Source organism: Halosubterraneus shenae, assembly GCF_050510935.1.
Lineage (GTDB): Archaea > Halobacteriota > Halobacteria > Halobacteriales > Haloferacaceae > JBDGPU01.
Window position 1 is genome coordinate 423,479 of sequence record NZ_JBNLVO010000001.1, and the last position, 18,459, is coordinate 441,937.

The following is an 18,459-nucleotide window of genomic DNA, read 5'->3' on the forward strand; positions in this document are numbered from 1 at the left end:
CTCTCCTGGGCCCCAGTGCCCGTATGAAGCAGGTCGACGCGGAGTTGACGACGCTCGATCGGGCCATCGTCAACGCCTTCCAGGGCGGCTTTCCCGTCACCGAACGGCCGTTCGAACCGGCCGCCGCCGCGCTGCGCGAGCGCGGCGTCGAGGTCACGGGGTCGGAACTGTGCGAGCGCGTCCGCGACCTCGACGAGGAGGGCGTCCTCTCGCGGTTCGGCGCGCTGGTCAACGCAGAGGAGATCGGCGGCGCCGCCTCGCTCGTGGCGATGCACGCCCCGGAGGACCGCTACGAGGAAGTGGCGGAACAGGTCAACGACTTCACCGAGGTCGCGCACAACTACGAGCGCGAGCATCCGCACCTCAACATGTGGTTCGTCGTGAGCGTCGCGGACCACCCGGACCCGGGGAAGGACGCGACCGACCGCGTCGAGGAGGTCCTCGCCGACGTCGAGGACGTGACCGGCCAGGAGACGTACAACCTGCCGAAACAGCAGGAGTTCCACGTCGGCGCGAAGTTCCTCCTCGACGGGCCCGTCGCCGACGGCGACCTGGACCTCTCGGACGAGGGGCCCGCGGTCGAGCCGACCGATCGCGAGACGCTGACGCCCGCGGAGCGCGACCTCGTCGTCGAGGTGCAGGGCGGGCTCCCGATCACGGAAACGCCGTACGCCGACGTCGCCGACGCCGTCGACGCCGACACGGAGTGGGTCATCGAGACGCTCAAGCGGTTCAACCGGGAGGGGAAGGTCCGGCGCGTCGGCGTCATCCCGAACCACTACGCGCTCGGCTACACGGAGAACGGGATGACCGTCTGGGACGTGCCCGAGGATGTCCTCGACGAAGTCGGCCCCGCCGTCGCGTCGCTGGACTTCGTTACCCACTGCTACCAGCGGCCGCGCCACGCGGGCGTCTGGGAGTACAACTTCTTCGCGATGACCCACGGGCGCACGGAGACGGAAAGTGAGCGCCGCGTCCAGGAGGTGAAGGAGCTGATGAACGAGTACTGGGACGTCGGCGCCGACGACTGGGACACGCTGTTCTCCACGCGTATCCTGAAGAAGACGGGCATCCGTCTCGACGAGCGGGCCGACTCGAACACGGGCGAGAGCGACTCGTGATCCCGCTCGTCCACGACTTCGCCGGCGAAACGGTCCTCGTCGTCGGCGGCGGGAGCGTCGGCAGTCGCAAGGCCCGACGGTTCGCGAGCGAGGCGGACGTCGTCGTCGTGAGCCCGCGCTTCGCCGAGGACCTCCGCGAGTTTGAGGTCGGGACAGACGGAGATGCGGCGGTTGGGGGATCGCTCGAGCTCGTTCGCGAGGCCGTCGACGCCGACGACGTCGATACCTGGGTCGAGCGCACGGACCCCGCCCTCGTCGTCGCCGCGACCGACGACGCCGCGATCAACGCCGCGGCGGAGGCGGCAGCCCGGAAGCGTGGTGCCCTTATAAACCGGACCGACGAGTCGGGCGCTCGCGACGCCGACAGCGTCGTCGTGCCGGCGACGGTCGAGGAGGACCCGGTGACGGTCGCCATCTCGTCGGGCGGCACGTCGCCGGCGCTGTCGCGGTACCTCCGGCAGCGGATCGAGGCCGAGATCGAGGGGGCCGGGGCGATGGCCGAACTCACCGGCGAGCTCCGCGAGGAGCTCCAGGCGGAGGGGGTCGACCCCGACGTCCGTCGGGACGCTATCCGCGCCGTCGTGCGGTCGTCCCCGGTTTGGAAGGCTTTACAAGCAGGCGATACGAACGCTCGACAAGAAGCCGAGAGGGTGGTCCAGAAGACGTGCAGGAACTCATGAACACTACTGGCGTACTCACGGGCGTAAGCGTCGCACACACCCGCGCGAGCGTCGACGAGATCGACGCCGCCGGCGGGGACTCGGTGCGCGCGACCGTCCTCGACCTGCTGGCCCGCGAGGGAGTCGAGGAGGCGTTCGCGATGTCGACGTGCAACCGCGCGGAGGCGTACGTCGTCACCGACCGCGCGTCCGAAGGCGTCGCTGCGCTCGAGAACTTCGCCCCCGACGTACCGGACGGATCGATCCGCCGAATGGACCACGAGGAGAGCCTCGAACACCTCATGCGTGTTGCCGCGGGGCTCGAATCGCTCGTCCTCGGCGAGGACCAGATCATCGGGCAGATCCGGGACGCCTACGAGACGGTCCGTGAAACCGGCGGGATCGGCCCCGTCCTCGAGGATGCCGTCACGAAGGCGATCCACGTCGGGGAGCGGGCCCGCAACGAGACCGCGATCAACGACGGCGTGGTGTCGCTGGGCTCCGCCGCCGTCCGCCTCGCCTCCCGGGAGACGGAGCTGGCGGACGCGACGGCGCTCGTCGTCGGCGCCGGCGAGATGGGGACGCTCGCCGCCCGCGCGCTCGACGACACCGCCGTCGACGAGCTCTACGTCGCCAACCGGACGGTCTCGCACGCGGAACACGTCGCCGGAGAGATCGGCACGGAGTCGGCGGCGATCCCGCTCGCGGACCTGGTCGGCGTCGTGCCCGAGGTCGACCTCCTCATCAGCGCGACGGGGAGCCCCGAGCCGGTCGTCGGCCCCGGCGACCTCACGGACGCCGGCGAGACGATCTGCATCGACATCGCCCAGCCGCGGGACGTCGACCCGGAGGTCGAGGAGCTTCCCGGCGTCACGCTGTACGACATCGACGCGCTGGAGTCGGTCACGCGCCGCACCCGCGAGCGCCGCGAGAGCGAGGCCCGGGAGGTCGAGGCCATCATCGAGGACGAGTTCGACCGCCTCCTCGAGTCCTACAAGCGCAAGCGCGCCGACGAGGTCATCTCGGCGATGTACGAGTCGGCGGACGACATGAAGACGCGGGAGGTCGAGACGGCCATCTCCCAGCTGGAGGCCCAGGGCGGGCTCACGGCCGAGCAGCGCGAGACGGTCGCGGACATGGCCGACGCCCTGGTCGGGCAGCTGCTCGCCGCGCCGACGAAGTCGCTCCGGGAGGCAGCCGGCGAGGACGACTGGACGACGATCCAGACCGCCCTCCAGCTGTTCGACCCCGAGTTCGACGCCCCGCCGGAGACGCTCGGCGCCACGACCGCGTCGCCCGGCTCCGACGCCGGGCAGGATCTCGACGGCGTCGAGGGCGAGCCGGAGGAGTTCGCGGACGAACTGCAGGACTGACGGCGCGCGGCCCCGTCTTTTCGCCGCCGCCGAGCCGCCGATTTCAAGCCACCCCCAGCCGTGGTGGCGCACATGCAACTGTCCACCTTCGTCGATCGACTGGACGACCGACTGCGGACCGACGCGTACGCCGACCTCGACGCCAGCGCGAACGGGCTCCAGGTCGGCCCCGACGACAAAGAGATCGAGCACGTCGCGTTCGCCGTCGACGCCGCCGAAGCGACGATCGAGGCGGCCGTCGAGGCCGACGCCGACGTCCTGGTCACTCACCACGGCCTCTCCTGGGGCGGGATCGAGCGCGTGACCGGCCGCCACTACGGGCGCATCGCGCCGCTTATCGAGAACGACGTGGCCCTGTACGTCTCCCACCTCCCGCTGGACGGCCACCAGAAGCACGGGAACGCCGCCGGCGTCGCCGACGAGCTCGACCTCGAGGACCGGGAGCCGTTCGGCGAGGTCGGCCCGGAGCACATCGGGACGCTGGGCACCGCCGCGGAGCCGCTGGCGACGGCGCAGGTGAAATCCCTGCTCGACGAGCTCGACCAGGGGGACCAGGAGACGCAGGTCCTCGAGTTCGGCCCGGAGCTGATCGAGCGCGTCGCCGTCGTCACCGGCTCCGGGAGCGACTGGCTCGACGAGGCCGTCGAGAAGGGCGTCGACGCGCTGGTGACTGGCGAGGGGAAGGGGAAGGTGTACCACGAGGCGCGGGAGGCCGGCATCACCGTCTTCCTCGCCGGCCACTACGCGACGGAGACGTTCGGCGTCCGGCGATTGCAGGCCCTCGCCGACCGCTACGAGCTGGAGACGACGTACGTCGACCACCCGACCGGGCTCTGAGGCCGGGTTCGGCGAGGGCGTTTCAGGTGGCGGACCTGCTGTGACGAGGTGCTCCTCCGAAGCGATAGCTCCGTCGCTGACGACGGCGTCGTCACTCGTCGGGCGAAGAGAAAGTGAAAGAGTTCGGCGTTAGGCGTAGCGCTCGAGCTCGGGCCGGTCGAGCTCGTCGATGACGTCCTCGGCGACCTCGTCGAGGAATGCCTTCCCGTCGTCGGTGATGCGGCGACCCTCACCCTGCGCGGTGCTCACGAGACCCTCGTCCTCGAGCTGCTGGAGCGCCGTGCGGATGATGTTGCGCGAGCCGCCCTCGTGGCTGCCCGGGCGCACGATGTAGCGGTTCGACCCCTTCGACTTGCCGCCGTAGGCCGTCGCGAGGCGCTCGACGCCGATCGGCTCGTTCTTCGCGACCTTGCGGAGGAGGCTGGCGGCGCGCACGTGCCAGAAGTCCTCCTGCTCGGGCGGCAGCTCGTTGGTCGAGCTCGCCTTCGTGAAGTCGATCCAGTCCGGCTCGTCGATGCGGTCCTCGAGTCGCGCGGCGGCCTCCTCGATGAGGTCCTCCGCCGGCACGTCATAGATGGTTACCATTGCCAACTGATTCTCTCCTGCGAAGTTTAAAGCCATCGTATTCGAGAGGCGGCGTGGGAACCGCTTCCACCCGGTTCGGACGCCTCGCCGCCGACTACGCCGGTTCAGGGATCGGTGACCGATCACTCAGCGTAATTCGAGGTGGAGCCCCCGACCTCAAGGAGCGACCGAAGCGTAGTGAAGGGAGCAAGTAGGTCGGGGAGGAAGCCGACACGGTACGACGCAACCGGCATACTGCGACCGGCCGACTCCCGGAGCTATAAGTACCGTCGGTCCTTCTCTGAAGTATGGATGTGCGTCGAACCGCCGTCGTGAAACTCACCGTTTCCGACGAGCAACGCGACGCACTCCACCGAACCGCCGAACAATACCTATACTGCGCGAACCGAACCGCCGACTACTGTTGGTCGAAAACCTCCTACACGGAGTGTAAGACCAACAAGCGGCAGGTCCGAGACGCGCTCTACTCCGAGCTGCGAGAGGAAACCGACCTACAGGCACAACTCGTCCAAGCCGCCATCAAACGCGCCGTCGAAGCCGTCAAAGGCGTTATCGAACGCTGGAAGAAGGAACAGCGAGTCTCCCGTCCGACGTTCACCGCCGAAACGATGGACTACGACGCGCGGAGCGCGACCTTCTACCGCAACAAGGTGTCTCTGGCGACCGTTGAGGGCCGGGTCGAACCCGATTTCGTTCTCCCCTCGGACAGCCCGACGCCCTACGAGCGGTACGTACTCTCCGAGGATTACGAGTTCCGCGAGAGTACGCTTCGGTACGACACGGCGGCTGATGAGTTCTACCTCCACATCTCAACGCGGCGGACTGGCGACGACGCCGAGGTTTCGGAAGATACTGAGCACTCCGACCAGACGGTCCTCGGTATCGACCTCGGCGTCAACAGTCTCGCTGTTTCCTCAACCGGCACGTTCTGGCACGGAGACGACTACGACCATTGGTGCCGTGAGTTCGAGAAGCGACGCGGCGAGATGCAACAGCGCGGAACGCAAGCCGCGCACAACGCATTGCTTCGCCTCGGCAAGCGCGAAGAAGCGTGGCGGAAACAGTACATCCACACCGTCGCCAACGAACTCGTCTCAGAAGCCGTTGACCACGGCTGTAACGTAATCGCGTTCGAGGAGCTAACGGACATCCGAGAACGGCTTCCGCAGGCGAAGTGGCACCACGTCTGGGCGTTCCGACGCCTGTACGAGTACGTCTCCTACAAAGCGCCCGAACAGGGCGTCTCCGTGGAGCAAGTCGAGCCGAACCACACATCTGAACGCTGTTCTCGGACGGACTGTGGGTTCACACACAAAGCGAACCGCCGCGGAGAACACTTCGAGTGCCAGAAATGCGGGTACGAAGTGAACGCGGACTACAACGCCGCGAAGAACATCGGGCTACGGTACGCTCGAAAGCGCACACACAGACTCCGTTCCTCGCCCAAGTCGGGGAGCGGAGACGCAGAAGTAGACCTGCGTGTGAATGGTGGGACGTTGAACGGCAAGAGCCACCGGCCTATTGCCGGGGACTGATTGCCGGGAGTCCACATCAAAGCCCTACCCTCAACGAGCGAACCCCGTATGGGTGAGCGAAGTAGGGTAGGGTAGTTTACATCCGGTCGGACCGCGAGGCGACCGCGATAGCGACGGCGCCACCCGAGAGCGTCGGCAGCCAGTAGTTCACGACGCGGTAGATCGCGACCGCTGCGGCGATGGTCGACGTGCCGACCCCGAACGGCGCGGCGACGAACAGGGCGATCAGCGCGGCCTCGATCCCGCCGGTGCCGCCGGGCATCGGCGTCGCCCCCGCCAGCGGCGTGAGCGTTACGGCGACGACCGCCAGCGCGAAGGGGATCGACGCGTCGACGGCGGCGAACGCGACCCAGAGGCCGAGCGCCTGCATCGTCCAGCCGGCGATGGAGAAGGTCAACGCGAACGCGAGCCGACGCGGGTCCGTGCCGACGCGCTCGACGGCCCGGAGGAACCCCTCGATTCGGCGGACGATCCCCTCCCGCGTCGGCGGGGAGATGCGTGGAATCACTCCCCCGATCTTCCGAAACGGGCTCGTGAGCAGGTCGGCGACGCGTCCGGCGACGCTGCTCCGCCGGCGCCAGACCGGGCGGGCCGCGAGCAGGACGAGGAACGCCACCGCGGCCGCCGCGAGCACGACCGTGAGGAGGTCGTCGTCGACCGAAGCGGTGAGCGCCAGCCAGCCGACGCCCCCGAGCGCGAGCGCCACCGACGGGACGAAGTTGAGCGTGTCCGCGCTGACGGCGGCCGCGAGGCTCTCCTCGTAGTCGACGCCGAACTCGCTGGAGTACAGCAGCGCCGTGAACGGCTCCCCGCCCGCCTGCCCGAGCGGCGTCACGTTGTTCGTGGCCATCCCGGCGGTGAACAGGAGGATCGACTGTACCGGTTTGACGGAGATGTCAAGCGCCGCGAGCACCGCCCGAAGTGCGAGCCCCCAGGCGACGAGCCAGATCACGTGGAGCCCGACGACGACGGCGACGTCGCGGGAGTTAGCCCGGGAAAGCTCCTGTAGCAGGTCCTCGACGCCGACGAGGGAGGCGAGCAACCCCAGCACCACGGCGGCGGCCGCGAAGCCGACGACGAACGTCCGCAGCTGGGGACGGGTCATGCCCCGTCATCGGCCGCGGATGGTGTAAAAGGCGACGCTACGGAGCGAAGATACGGCGTTCTCCCGCGACGTTCGACGGGTGCGCTCGTCCCCGGGTCGGCGCCTTTTTTGAGGGCTCGCGGCGAAGCGCCGACGATGGACGAACGCGAGGCCCTGCGCCGGCTCGCCACCGACCTCCCGCACGCGGGCGACGACGCCGCCGTCGTCGACGGGACGGTGATCACGACGGACATGCTCCACGAGCGGACGGACTTCCCTTCGGGGACGACCCGCTACACCGCCGGCTGGCGGGCGGTCGGCGCCTCCCTCTCCGACGTGGCGGCGATGGGCGCGGACGCGACTGCCGCCGTCGCCGTCTACGCGGACGTCGCCTTCGACCCGGACGAGCTCAACGCCTTCCTCGAGGGCGCCCGGGACGTCTGTGCCGCCGTCGACGCGGAGTACGTCGGCGGCGACCTCGACACCCACCAGGAGTTCACCACGGCGACGACGGCGTTCGGGGAGGCGGCCGGGCCCGTCTACCGCTCCGGCGCGAGCGCCGGCGACGCTGTCTGCGTCACCGGCGAGTGGGGGCGCAGCGCGGCGGCGCTGCGGCTGTTCGAGGCCGGCGACGAGGCGGCCGTCGAGCGCGCGAACGAGCTGTTCCGATTCACGCCCCGGGTCGCTGCCGGCCGCGCACTCAGCGGGCGTGCGACGGCGATGATGGACTCCTCCGACGGGCTTGCCCGGTCGCTCCACCAGCTTGCGGAGGCGAGCGAGGTCGGCTTCGGCATCGACCGCGACGCGGTCCCGGCACACGAGGCCGTTTCGGACGTCGCCGAGGGCCCTGGGGACCGCTGGGAGCTGGCCGCGCACTTCGGCGAGGACTTCGAGCTGGTCGCGACGGTCCCCGAAGCCGAACTGGCGGCCGTTCGCGAGGCGTCGCCGACGCCGATCACCCGGATCGGCACGGTCGAACCGTCGGCTGCCGGGATCACTGTCGACGGCGAGGCGCTGCCGGACCGCGGGTACACGCACGGCGACGGCTACTAGAAGGCCGTCGCAGAAGCGGCGGCGCTTAGCCGACGATCTGGATCGGCACGAGCATGAAGCAGGTCGCGCCGACGAGGAACGTGAGGACGCCCACGAGCAGCCGCGGCCAGCCGAGCTCGGTCTCGTCGAGGGGGTTCGCCGGGCCGTTGAAGGCGATGAGCGTCGCGAAGAAGCCCCAGAACGTCCAGAGGCCGACGGACTCGTTGATGCCGTAGCCGAGGACCCAGTAGAGGTACGCCGCGATGGCGAAGAGGGCGCCGGGGACGAGCGACGCGACGGTTTCCTGCCGCTCGCCCAGCATCGCGCGGACCATGTGCCCGCCGTCGAGCTGGCCGACCGGGAGCAGGTTCAGCAGGGTGAAGAACATCCCGACCCAGCCACCGATGACGACGGGGTTCACGGACCTCGCGCGGTCCTGATAGGAGGTCGGTTGCCCGAGCGCGTCGGCGATCCAGGCCAGCAACGGCGGGTCGTTGAAGACGATCACCTGGCCGGACTGCTGGAGAATCCGCTCGGGGACGGTGATCGGGTCAAGCGAGAGGCCGATCACGGTCACGACGACCGTCGCGCACAGGCCCGCGATTGGCCCCGCGGCGCCGATGTCGAACAGCGCCTTTCGCGAGGGCATCTGCCCCTTCATCCGGATGATCGCCCCGAGCGTCCCGAAGGGGAAGATGAAGGGAATGACGTACGGGAGCGAGACGTTCACGCCGTAGTAGCGCCCGGCAGCGTAGTGGCCCAGCTCGTGCGTGAGGAGGACGCCGAGCACGGCGGCCGTGAACGGCCACGCCTGGAGCAGGACCAGCGGGTTGTCGGTGATCGCGGACAGTGGCACGTAGTACCAGCCGTACGCGCCGACGAACAGCGTCGAGACGATCGTCGCGAGGAGCATGGCCACGTTGAGCCACGGAACGCCTTCCGGGCGGCTCCCCTGCGGCCGGGCGACGAGGACGTGGCCTCCGTCGGTCGCGTCGAGTTCGACCTCGTAGCCGGCGCGGTGGAACGCGGGGGAGACCTCGCGTAAGAGCGCTCGCTCCGGGACGAGCGACTCGCCGACGTACCGGATCCGGTCGCCGTCGTGGCGCACGTCCTCGAGGTGGAAGAACGTCTCCAGCGCCTCCGGATGCGGGTACTCGGACGGCGTCGCGTCCTCGCTGTCTGCCATTACTGTCGATTGGTCGTGACGAAATTTAAACCCCGCGTCGGCCACGTCGCTGGCGGCGTCGTCGAGCAAGCGGCTGACCGCGATACTGCAAAAGGGGAGGTAGGGGGGTCGCTCGGGGACCTGTCCGAGCACAGCCGCAGTCGGTTTCAGCTCGGTGCGTCGGGGGTGACGCCCGCGTGGCACGTCGTCGGTAGCGGGGACTCGTCGAGTACGCTGAGTCGGCGCGATTACGCCGGCTCGACGCGCCACGTCGTCGCGCCCGTGTACGACCACTTCTCGACAGTGAGCTCCTGGGCGGAGTCCCGGAGCTTGACCATCAGCGCGCCGATCTCCTTCGGCGAGAGGTCGACGTCCTCGGCGATGAACTTGCCCTTGAAGTACATCTCGCCGTCTTCCGCGCGCTCGAGCAGGTACTCCTTGAGCCGCTGTTCCTTGCTGCGGTCGTCGGTGGTGCCTGCGTCGTTGGAGGGTGTCGCGGTTGCGCTCATTGTGCATTCCAGCGTACTGCCCGGATGGGGATATAAAGGCCACAACGTTCGGAGACGTTCAACTGCTTTTACGATATGCGGTGCGTAAAACGACGTGAAACCACCTTTTACAACGGGCGTAAAACCGCGTAGAATATTTATAGCGCCTTCTGAGGGCGCAATAGTGGATTCGTGCTGGTCCCCGATCGCGACGAGATAGCGGCCGACTTCTCCGGGAGTTGCCGGCAAATACTGTCACGTCGGCGGCTGGCTGCTCTTGCGCGCGGAGCCGGCTCGTCGCCGCGGCGGTGTCAGAAAAGCTGGCCGACCGAGGCCGACGGTCGGTCAGGAGGGAGTGACGACGGTCCGAAGGGAGTGATCGAGCGACCGTCCTTCCTTATGGAAGTTGCAAGGCTAAAACCCGCCCTTCAGGGCGGGGAGGATGTCAATCGCGCTGGTGGACCCAGAACTCCTCGGCTTCCGTCGTCTCCTTTTTGAATATCGGCACCTCGTCCTTCAGCCGGTTGATGCCGTCCTCGACCGTCTCGAACGCTTCCGTCCGGTGGCCGGCGAGGACGACGACGAAGACGATGTCCTCGCCGTCCTCGATGACGCCCGTCCGGTGGTGCATCAGCACGCGGAAGACGCCGTCGCGCTCCTCCAGTTCGGATTCGATGGCCGCCATCCGGTCGGCGGCGACGCCCTCGTACTTCTCGAACGCGAGGTGGGTCGTCCGGTCGTCGTCCGGCGCGTCCTTCGCCCGCACGCGGCCGGTGAAGGAGGCGATCGCGCCGGACCGCTCCGCCTGGGGATCCGCCTTCGCCTGCTCGATCAGCTCCTGGAGCGTGATCCACGGCGTCGCGTCGTCGAGGTCGTCGATCAGCGCGTCGACGTCCACGTCGGCCATCGCGTCGGCCTCGGCGATCACCTCACCTGGGACGTCGCCCGGGTCCTCGTCCGCACTTACGAGGACCGTCGGCACGCGGAGCCGAGTATGGCCGACGGCGATCAGGTAGTCGTACGCCGGCGCGAAGCGATCGAGGAGCTCGTCGAAGTCGGCGTCATCGCCGGCCGCCTGCCAGGAGCCGTCCTGGGCCAGTCGTACTTCGGCCGCGGCCTTGCCCGGTGGCTCGGCGCCCGAGGCGCCTTGCTCGACGATGACGACGCGGCCATCGAGCCGACTGACGAGCGCGTCCGCGAGCGACGTCGCGTCGGCTCCGAGAACGGAGAGCGGTTGCATGCTTGATATGGAGGGATCCATCGGCTTAGTGCTTTCCAGTACTCGGCAGTTCAATCGGCCGCGATGCCGACGGTAGCCCTGATAAACCCGCGTCGACCCGGGCGTACTCGATCCGAGACCCCGTTACACGTGCGCAGGGGCGACGGCTTTTTACCCGCTGTTCGCCTATGATCGGCGTCTTCAAATGAACGGTAATAACCCGTATGCGGGGCCGCCAGGCACGACGAACGCCGGCGAACCGGATACGGCATCGGTTGATCTCACGGCCGACCAGGAACGCGAGCTCCGCGCTGCTGTCGCCGGAATCGTCACCCGAACCGAATCCTATCTCCCGGACGCGTACGTCGTCGGCTCCGAGCTGTCCATCGGCTCCGACGGTCCGGAAGCGATGGTCGCCGTCAACCCGCCGGCCGGCCACCCCGTCTCGGCCGGCTTCACGCCGGACGTGGACGACCTCGAAACCGGCCTCACGGACGAGGACGCCGACGAGGTCGCGAAGGGGCTCGCGGCCAGCGCCGCCCATCAGGTCATGAACGCGATCGGCGACGTGACGCCGACGGCGAAGTAGCTACGCGAGCGGAATTCGGCGTTGGCGTAGCGGTATAACGTGACTTCTGCGGTAGCGACGACGTGGCTATTTTTACGGGGAGATGTCGCGTCGGATCGCCTCGAGCGGCCGCGCCGTCGTCCCGTCGACGCGGCGCACCTTTTCGAGCCGGCTCGTGGGCACGTCGCCCAGCGTTCGGCCCTTCGGTGGCGCCGACCGAACCCGGGGCGCGTGCACGAACAGCGCGTCGAGCACCACCACGGCGGCGACGACCGCGCCGACCTCGCGGGCAACCGTCGATCCGGTCAGGATGCCGACCAGCTCGCCAGCCAGCAGCGCCGCTGGCACGGCGACCAGCAGGAGGTCGTACCCGAGCTGGCGGTCGAACGCTCGGGTGGCGGCGCGGAGTCGCATCTACGCAGGTCTTTTCGTCAACCGATAAAAAAGATAATGGAACCAGCTACAGCTGACCTTTCGACGCCGATCAGTCGTCCGATCCGGGGACGGACCCGGACCGGGGACCACCGGTGGATCCGCCGAAACTGTCGACGGTCTTCTCGACTGCACTGTCGACCGTGCCGTCGACGCCGGCGGTACTAGACTCGGGGTCGCCGGGTTGCGACTCGGGGTCGACGTCGAAGGCACCGTCGTCGGGTCGCGACTCGAGTTCGACGTCGGCCGGCGTGCCGGACCCGACGACGGGCGCGTCAACGACGGGGGCGTCAACGAAGAGCGCGTAGCAGACGAGGAGCGCTGCGGGGACGGCGCCCAGACCCAAACCGACCTCAGTTGCGACTGGCAGTGTCGCGCTAACGGCCAAACCGAGTATCAACGGCACGGGGATCGCGACGAGCAACCAGTCGTATCGTGAGCCATTGAGCGCGTCAATGCTGTCGCTAAGGGGGTCGGTTTGCACGGACATATCGATACCACCAGTAGAATCTAACGCACGCTACCTACTTAATTATTTTTGCTATAATCTGGATGTTTCATCGCGAATAAACCCGATAATACAAATATTTCCGCCACAGTAGCCGATGAACGTCGACGTTTGCACAGCGGAATATTGGATACTTCGATCACGTTCTTAGCTAGTCGGAAGTGATCTCTAAAAGACGCAAACCGCGTTACTGTGGCACTTTGACACTGACGAGCCTGACGAAGGGGAACGCGACCGGAACCGAGCTGGCTACTTCCCCCAGAAGGGGTCGCGACTCCGGCGCTTGTCGAGGTAGCTGTGGAGGGCTTCCAGCTCGTCGGCGGTGATGTCGTCGGACAGCTCCTGTTCGAGGATCTTCGCGTGCTTCTCGGGGATCTCGGCCCAGAGCACGTCGCCCTCCTCGATGTCGCGGCCGACGGTCGGCCCGTCGATGGCGACGCTGACGCGCTCGCCGGCGCGGGCCTCGTCGACGTCGTCGCCCTGCTTTTGAATCCCCGACAGCTGGCCGACGCGCTCCGGTTCGTTGCCCTCGAACCTCGCGACGTTCCGGTTGTTCTGGAGGGTGCCGGAGGTGATCTCGACGCCGACGACCGCGGGGTCGTTCTGCCGGAACGTGTGGTCCTGCAGGATGCGGAACCGTGCGGGGCGGACGATCTTGTCCAGCACCGTCTCCTGCTGGGCCTTCTCGCGCTCCTCGACGAACGTCTCGTACTCGTCGATGAGCTGGTAGATGACGTCGTCGGTGAACAGCTTCACGTCGGCCGTCTCCAGCTCGTCTTCCGCGTTCGAGAGCACGTCGACGTTGAAGCCCAGGATGGCCTTGTGCTCGTCCTGGTTCGCGGTTTCCGCGATGGCGATGTCGCGCGGGGCGACGTCGCCGACCTCGGCGCGGAGGATCGGCACCTCGGCCTCCTTGAGCGCGTTCGCCATCGCCTCCAGCGAGCCGAGCGTGTCGGCCTTGACGACGACGCCGTCCTCCTCGGTGTCGACCTCGATCTCCGCGAGCTCGGCCTCGACCTCCTCGACGACCTCGTCGACGGGGCGGTCACGGACGACCCGGATCGGGGCGCCGGCCATCGCCGACTCGAGCTCGGGCGCGGCGACCTTCACGCCGGACGCGGCCGAGGCCTCCTCGACCTTCTCGAACTCCTTCTGGGTCCGGATCTCGGAGAGCGGTTTCGGCTGGAGCAGCGCCCGGATCTCCGTGACGATCGGGTCGGCCTGCCCGCCGACGACGATCTGGTCGCCCGTTTCGATCTTCCCGTCGTAGACGACGGCGTCGACGGTGGCGCCGAAGCCGCGCTCCTCTTTCACCTCGAGGACCGTCCCCTCGCCGGGGCCGGTGACATCGATCTCCATCTCCTCCTTCATGAAGCGCTGCGAGAGGCCCATGAGGACGGTGAGCAGGTCCGGGATCCCCTCGCCGGTCATCGCGGAGACGGGGACGACGCCGATGTTCTTCTGGAAGTCCTGGACGCGCCAGTAGAGGTCCGCGGAGAAGCCGGCGTCCGAGAGCTCGCCGATGATCTCGTAGAGGTTCTCGTCGAGCATCGACTGCGCGCGGTCGGACTGGGCGTCGTACGACTCCTGGATCGGCGCGCCGTCGCGGGGGTTCCACCCCGGTGTCGTGTCGATCTTGTTGGCGGCGACGACGAACGGCGTGCCCGTCCGGCGCAGGATGTCGATCGCCTCCTCCGTCTGGGGCTGGAAGCCGTCGTTGACGTCGACGACGAGGACCGCGATGTCCGCGAGCGCGCCGCCGCGGGCGCGCAGCGTCGAGAACGAGTGGTGGCCCGGCGTGTCGATGTACAGCAGCCCGGGGAGGTCGAAGTCCTCGGGCTGGACCAGCTCGCCGGCCATCGAGGAGATGGTCGACAGCGGGATGTCGGTCGCGCCGATGTGCTGGGTGATCGCGCCGGCCTCGCCTTCGCTGACGGCGGAGCCGCGGATCTTGTCGAGCAGGCTCGTCTTGCCGTGGTCGACGTGGCCGAGCACGGCGACGATGGGGGTTCGCAGGGAGTCAGGGTGTGTGTCGTCAGCCATGAGAAATCACTCCGAGAAGGGTCTTACTGAAAGGAGACGCGGCCGCCAGTTAAGTGTTTCAGAACGCGGGTCGCCGCGTTTCCGCGTTCGCCCCATCGATCCGCCGGATTTGTCCGTCAGCCGTCGGACAGCCCCGTGGCGTTTAAGACGATTCGGTGGAACATATCGCTCATGGCAGACATCCTCGCGGAAAACCTCTCGGGAAAGGCCGTGATGGGCTCCGACGGCATGGAACTGGGCGACCTGTACAACATCACGATGGACCTTCGGTCCGGCGAGCTGGGTGACCTCCTCGTCTCGCCGAACGAGCAGCTCGACCCCGCCCGCGTCGGCTTCGAGACCGACGAGCGCGGTCGGCTCCGCGTCCCCGTCAGCTCCGTGCAGGCAGTCAAGGACTACATCGTCGTCGCCCGCTGATGCAACTGCTCGATAGCTCCGCGTTTATCCACGAGTACCACACGGACGAGCCGACGGCCTCCATCCCGGCCGTGAAGGAGGAACTCGAGGACGAGAGCGCCCTCCGCTTTGACGCGGAGGAAGGCTCCGGGATGCACGTCCACGTTCCCTCCGACGACTCCTGCAGACAGGTGGAGAAGGCGGCGAGGGAGTCGGGCGACCTCGAAGAGCTCTCCGACACCGACCTCCGACTCATCGCCGCCGCGCTCGAACTGGACGCGACCCTCGTCACCGACGACTACGCGATGCAGAACGTCGCGGAACGACTCGACGTCGATGTCGACGTCATCGCCCGAGAGGGGATCACCGAGGAGCGCGAGTGGAAGTTCCAGTGTGCGGGCTGCGGGCGGACCTTCGACGAGCAGAAGGACCGCTGCCCGATCTGCGGCAGCGACCTGACGCGTAAAAACCCGGCTTAAAACGTAACTGCGTCGTTTATTTGGGGATTGTGTGAATAGAGCGATCAGACTGGCTGAACGCACGCTTTTTGCTCACCTGGCTATCGTCGCCGGCGACGTCACTCAGTATTTCTTTAAATAGTACCAGTCGACGAGCGGTCGCGCTTATAAATAAAAACGGTAATCGTTGCTAGCGACACCACTCAGCATGCCCAGAAAGCCCCAGCCACTGAGCGGTCGCGCTGCTTGCTGCGCTTCTCACCCGGCTCGCTCACTGCGTTCGCTCGCCGGGTTGCGGTGCTAGCTTCGCAGGGCGTCCCGCTCAGCGGCTGCCCCTTTCAGTCCCGCCCACCGAGTGGTGGCCGGGCGTCGCTTGCGGCGGCTGTCGGGCAGTCGAGATGCGGTGCGGCCGGCGCGCGCGAGCAACGCGTGCGAGGGAGGCCGGGGCGCGCCGCGGCGTTGCGGGGCCGGCGCGCCCCGGCCGAGGCTGGGGAGGACTGAGGAATTGCGGTAGCTGGGCGGTGCTGTCGCGGTCGCGTTTGCTGTGCGGTCGCGTTCCTGGTGGACTGAAAGGGCGACGGCCGGTCGCGCCGCAGGGGAGTCGCTGAGCCGACCCCTATCTGAACCGGGCGGTGCGGAGAGGTTCAGATATGTCGCTCAGCGACCGCGAGCGGCCGAGGGCTTTCTGGGTGTTTGCGGTGCTGTCAAGAGCAAGTCCGTATCACCTGCCCAAACCGACGCATAGCGAATGGAAGAGGGCTTTCTGGGTGTTTGCGGTGCTGTCGAGGGCAAGTCCGTATCACCTGTGCAAACACGCTTATAAAAGGCGACCGAGCGCAGACGAGGAATATGCCGTATTGGCAAGTGCAACAGCGTTTCTATCAGTTCGCCACATCACCATTCGGATAGAACCGACCCCGCCGCCCACCACTCACAGAATCGGTTCTGAGTCGCCGTACGCGGCCAGCACGATCACACACGTATACGCGTCCTCGGCCGCCTCGGCCGACTCCACACACAGCTCCCGGTCGGTCAGCTCCCAGTCGCGAAGCTCCGCGCCGGCGTCGAGCCCGTCGTGGATCGCCGCGCGAACGCCGTCGCGGTCGCCGCTGGAGACCTCGTAGAAGAGGCCGGGTCCCGGGCCGGTCGCCCAGCCGAGGCCCGCGGCGAGCTCGTCGACGTCCTCGTCCGGCTCGGCGACGTCGCGCGCCTGGACGACCGTCAGCCGGTTGCCCGCGGGGCCGAGGTCGGGCGCGGTGTCGACCTGCTCGACGTCGGCGTCCGCGGGGACGATGGAGGAGACCGTGACGAGGTTGTAGTTGTGGAGGTTTGCGTCGGCCAGCGCGGCGTCGTAGGCGGCCATCTCCGTGGGCGCCACCCCGACCCCGCTGGCGACGTGAATGGTACTCATTGGGTGATCGTAGACGCTTGCGGCGCTAAGAGGTTACGAACTGCGGGTCGCGAAATCGGTTCGCGCGCGTCGAAAACTCGGAGCCCGTCAGTACTGGGCCCGTCAGTACTGGTAGTTGATCGCGCGGTCGGCCGTCTCGTCGGCCTCCGCGAGCTTCTCGCGGGCGTCCTCGAAGTCCTCGTGGCGGACCTCGGTCCGCCCGTCGCGGATGGCGAACATGCCGGCCTCCGTCGCCAGCGACGCGACGTCCGCGCCACTGTAGTCGTCGTCGAGGTCGGCGGCCAGCTCGGCCAGGTCGACGTCGTCCGCGACGTTCATGTCCTGCGTGTGGATGCCCAGGATCTTCTCGCGGCCCTCGGCGTTCGGCTTCGGCACCTCGATGAGGCGGTCGAAGCGGCCGGGGCGGAGAATGGCGTCGTCGAGCATGTCGAAGCGGTTCGTCGCGGCCATGATCCGGACCTCGCCGCGGTCGTCGAAGCCGTCCATCTCCGAGAGGAGCTGCATCATCGTGCGCTGGACCTCGGCGTCGCCGGAGGTCTTCGAGTCCGTCCGCTTGGCGGCGACGGCGTCCAGCTCGTCGATGAAGATGACGGCGGGCTCGCGCTCGTTGGCGAGCTCGAAGAGGTCGCGCACGAGGCGCGCGCCCTCGCCGATGAACTTCCGGACGAGCTCGGAGCCGGCCATCTTGATGAACGTCGCGTCGGACTCGTTGGCGACGGCCTTCGCGAGCATCGTCTTCCCGGTGCCCGGCGGGCCGTGGAGCAGGACGCCGCTCGGCGGGTCGACGCCGACCTCGTCGAACAGCTCGGGGTTGTCGAGCGGGTCCTCGACGGCCTCGCGGACCTCCCGGATCTGGTCGTCGATGCCGCCGATGTCGGCGTAGGTGACGTCCGGCGACTCCATCACTTCCATCGCCTGCGCCCGCGCGTCGGTCTCGTCGTCGAGGATCGACTGGACGGAGAAGGAATCGTTGATCGCGACGCGGTCGCCCGGTTCCAGGTCGCTCTCGAGGTGGCTCGACGCCTCCGTCAGGACCTCCTGGTTGTTGCCGTGCTGCTTGATGACGACGCCGTCGTCCGTGCGCTCCTCGACGGACGCGATGTACAGCGAGGAGGTCTTCAGGACCTCGTTCTCGCGCTTCAGCTTGTCGACGTCGGTCTTCAGATCGCCGCGGCGCTCCTGGGCGGCGTCGAGGCGCTCCTCGAGCTCCTCGTTCACCTGCACGATCCGTTCGAAGTGCTGCCGGATCGCTTCGAGCCGTTCCGTCTCGCTCATCTCGGGATCGAGCTCGAGACGGGGACGGTCGGGCAGTGACGGACTCTGGGACATTCGTTATCCACGTTTGGGGGCGCGCGTAAATGTGCCTTTGGGTCGGCGAAACGGGCGACGGGGTTACCAGTGTCGAGCCAATCGCCGGACTCGACGGCCGTCGAACGGTCCGGAACCGCCGGCGCGAGGTGCGGGCTCCGATGACGGAGCGCACGCGAGCGTCCGACGACGCAGGTCGAGGGTTGGCGCCCGCGGGCCGAGGGTTGGCGGCGACCC

Annotated in this window: 19 protein-coding genes; 9 read left to right on the forward strand and 10 right to left on the reverse strand. The window is 67.7% G+C overall.

Going from position 1 to position 18,459, the window contains the following annotated elements; genetic code table 11:
- Positions 1-23 precede the first annotated feature (23 nt).
- The 4 genes from ahbB to ACQE3M_RS01960 all read left to right on the forward strand — a co-directional run bounded on the left by ahbB (position 24) and on the right by ACQE3M_RS01960 (position 3,990).
- Entirely contained in the window at positions 24-1,121 is a 1,098-nt protein-coding gene (ahbB, locus tag ACQE3M_RS01945; protein WP_430503780.1) for a siroheme decarboxylase subunit beta, read from the forward strand.
- A complete protein-coding gene (locus ACQE3M_RS01950) occupies positions 1,118-1,801 on the forward strand; it encodes a precorrin-2 dehydrogenase/sirohydrochlorin ferrochelatase family protein (protein WP_430503781.1) in 684 nt (227 codons plus the stop codon). The genes ahbB and ACQE3M_RS01950 overlap by 4 nt, the downstream gene beginning before the upstream one ends.
- Positions 1,798-3,153: a glutamyl-tRNA reductase gene (gene hemA, locus ACQE3M_RS01955; protein WP_430503782.1), complete on the forward strand. Its 1,356-nt coding sequence runs from the start codon at positions 1,798-1,800 to the stop codon at positions 3,151-3,153. The genes ACQE3M_RS01950 and hemA overlap by 4 nt, the downstream gene beginning before the upstream one ends.
- Before the next feature lie 72 nt (positions 3,154-3,225).
- On the forward strand, positions 3,226-3,990 hold the full coding sequence (locus ACQE3M_RS01960) for a Nif3-like dinuclear metal center hexameric protein (protein WP_430503783.1): 765 nt from the start codon (positions 3,226-3,228) through the stop codon (positions 3,988-3,990).
- Between the two features lie 129 nt (positions 3,991-4,119).
- On the opposite strand, the gene ACQE3M_RS01965 is transcribed toward ACQE3M_RS01960, so the two are convergent.
- The gene (locus ACQE3M_RS01965; protein WP_430503784.1) at positions 4,120-4,575 is read right to left on the reverse strand and encodes a 30S ribosomal protein S19e; all 456 of its coding nucleotides are present in this window, start codon (positions 4,573-4,575) and stop codon (positions 4,120-4,122) included.
- Positions 4,576-4,862: 287 nt separating this feature from the next.
- On the opposite strand from ACQE3M_RS01965, the gene ACQE3M_RS01970 reads away from it, so the two are divergent.
- Positions 4,863-6,110, forward strand: a complete 1,248-nt coding sequence (locus ACQE3M_RS01970) for an RNA-guided endonuclease InsQ/TnpB family protein (protein ID WP_430503785.1) — start codon at positions 4,863-4,865, stop codon at positions 6,108-6,110.
- A gap of 76 nt (positions 6,111-6,186) precedes the next feature.
- Here the strand turns inward: ACQE3M_RS01970 and ACQE3M_RS01975 are convergent, their stop codons facing one another.
- A complete protein-coding gene (locus ACQE3M_RS01975; RefSeq protein ID WP_430503786.1) occupies positions 6,187-7,215 on the reverse strand; it encodes a lysylphosphatidylglycerol synthase transmembrane domain-containing protein in 1,029 nt (342 codons plus the stop codon).
- 135 nt (positions 7,216-7,350) lie between these two features.
- Between ACQE3M_RS01975 and thiL the strand changes: the two genes are divergently transcribed.
- Positions 7,351-8,247, forward strand: a complete 897-nt coding sequence (gene thiL, locus ACQE3M_RS01980; RefSeq protein WP_430503787.1) for a thiamine-phosphate kinase — start codon at positions 7,351-7,353, stop codon at positions 8,245-8,247.
- A 25-nt stretch (positions 8,248-8,272) separates the two neighbouring features.
- Here thiL and ACQE3M_RS01985 read toward each other — a convergent pair whose 3' ends face one another.
- The 3 genes from ACQE3M_RS01985 to ACQE3M_RS01995 form a co-directional block, all read right to left on the reverse strand.
- A complete protein-coding gene (locus tag ACQE3M_RS01985; RefSeq protein ID WP_430503788.1) occupies positions 8,273-9,412 on the reverse strand; it encodes a site-2 protease family protein in 1,140 nt (379 codons plus the stop codon).
- 227 nt (positions 9,413-9,639) lie between these two features.
- Positions 9,640-9,900, reverse strand: coding sequence for a DUF7123 family protein (locus ACQE3M_RS01990; protein ID WP_430503789.1), 261 nt, complete (start codon positions 9,898-9,900; stop codon positions 9,640-9,642).
- Between the two features lie 424 nt (positions 9,901-10,324).
- A complete protein-coding gene (locus ACQE3M_RS01995; RefSeq protein ID WP_430503790.1) occupies positions 10,325-11,119 on the reverse strand; it encodes a molybdopterin synthase in 795 nt (264 codons plus the stop codon).
- 184 nt (positions 11,120-11,303) lie between these two features.
- On the opposite strand from ACQE3M_RS01995, the gene ACQE3M_RS02000 reads away from it, so the two are divergent.
- Positions 11,304-11,687, forward strand: a complete 384-nt coding sequence (locus ACQE3M_RS02000) for a DUF5811 family protein (RefSeq protein WP_430503791.1) — start codon at positions 11,304-11,306, stop codon at positions 11,685-11,687.
- A gap of 72 nt (positions 11,688-11,759) precedes the next feature.
- Here the strand turns inward: ACQE3M_RS02000 and ACQE3M_RS02005 are convergent, their stop codons facing one another.
- From ACQE3M_RS02005 to infB, 3 genes are all read right to left on the reverse strand, one after another.
- On the reverse strand, positions 11,760-12,080 hold the full coding sequence (locus ACQE3M_RS02005) for a DUF8015 family protein (RefSeq protein WP_430503792.1): 321 nt from the start codon (positions 12,078-12,080) through the stop codon (positions 11,760-11,762).
- Positions 12,081-12,150: 70 nt separating this feature from the next.
- Positions 12,151-12,588 (reverse strand): DUF8015 family protein, encoded by a 438-nt coding sequence (locus ACQE3M_RS02010; RefSeq protein WP_430503793.1) that lies wholly within the window; start codon positions 12,586-12,588, stop codon positions 12,151-12,153.
- Positions 12,589-12,855: 267 nt separating this feature from the next.
- Entirely contained in the window at positions 12,856-14,649 is a 1,794-nt protein-coding gene (infB, locus tag ACQE3M_RS02015; RefSeq protein ID WP_430503794.1) for a translation initiation factor IF-2, read from the reverse strand.
- 171 nt (positions 14,650-14,820) lie between these two features.
- On the opposite strand from infB, the gene ACQE3M_RS02020 reads away from it, so the two are divergent.
- Positions 14,821-15,066 (forward strand): PRC-barrel domain-containing protein, encoded by a 246-nt coding sequence (locus ACQE3M_RS02020; protein ID WP_430503795.1) that lies wholly within the window; start codon positions 14,821-14,823, stop codon positions 15,064-15,066.
- Entirely contained in the window at positions 15,066-15,524 is a 459-nt protein-coding gene (locus ACQE3M_RS02025) for an NOB1 family endonuclease (RefSeq protein ID WP_430503796.1), read from the forward strand. The genes ACQE3M_RS02020 and ACQE3M_RS02025 overlap by 1 nt, the downstream gene beginning before the upstream one ends.
- Before the next feature lie 910 nt (positions 15,525-16,434).
- Here the strand turns inward: ACQE3M_RS02025 and ACQE3M_RS02030 are convergent.
- Positions 16,435-16,914, reverse strand: a complete 480-nt coding sequence (locus ACQE3M_RS02030) for a pyruvoyl-dependent arginine decarboxylase (RefSeq protein ID WP_430503797.1) — start codon at positions 16,912-16,914, stop codon at positions 16,435-16,437.
- Positions 16,915-17,016: 102 nt separating this feature from the next.
- Positions 17,017-18,243 carry a proteasome-activating nucleotidase Pan2 gene (gene pan2 / locus ACQE3M_RS02035; RefSeq protein WP_430503798.1) on the reverse strand — a complete coding sequence of 409 codons (1,227 nt, stop codon included), beginning with the start codon at positions 18,241-18,243 and terminating at the stop codon, positions 17,017-17,019.
- Positions 18,244-18,459 lie beyond the last annotated feature (216 nt).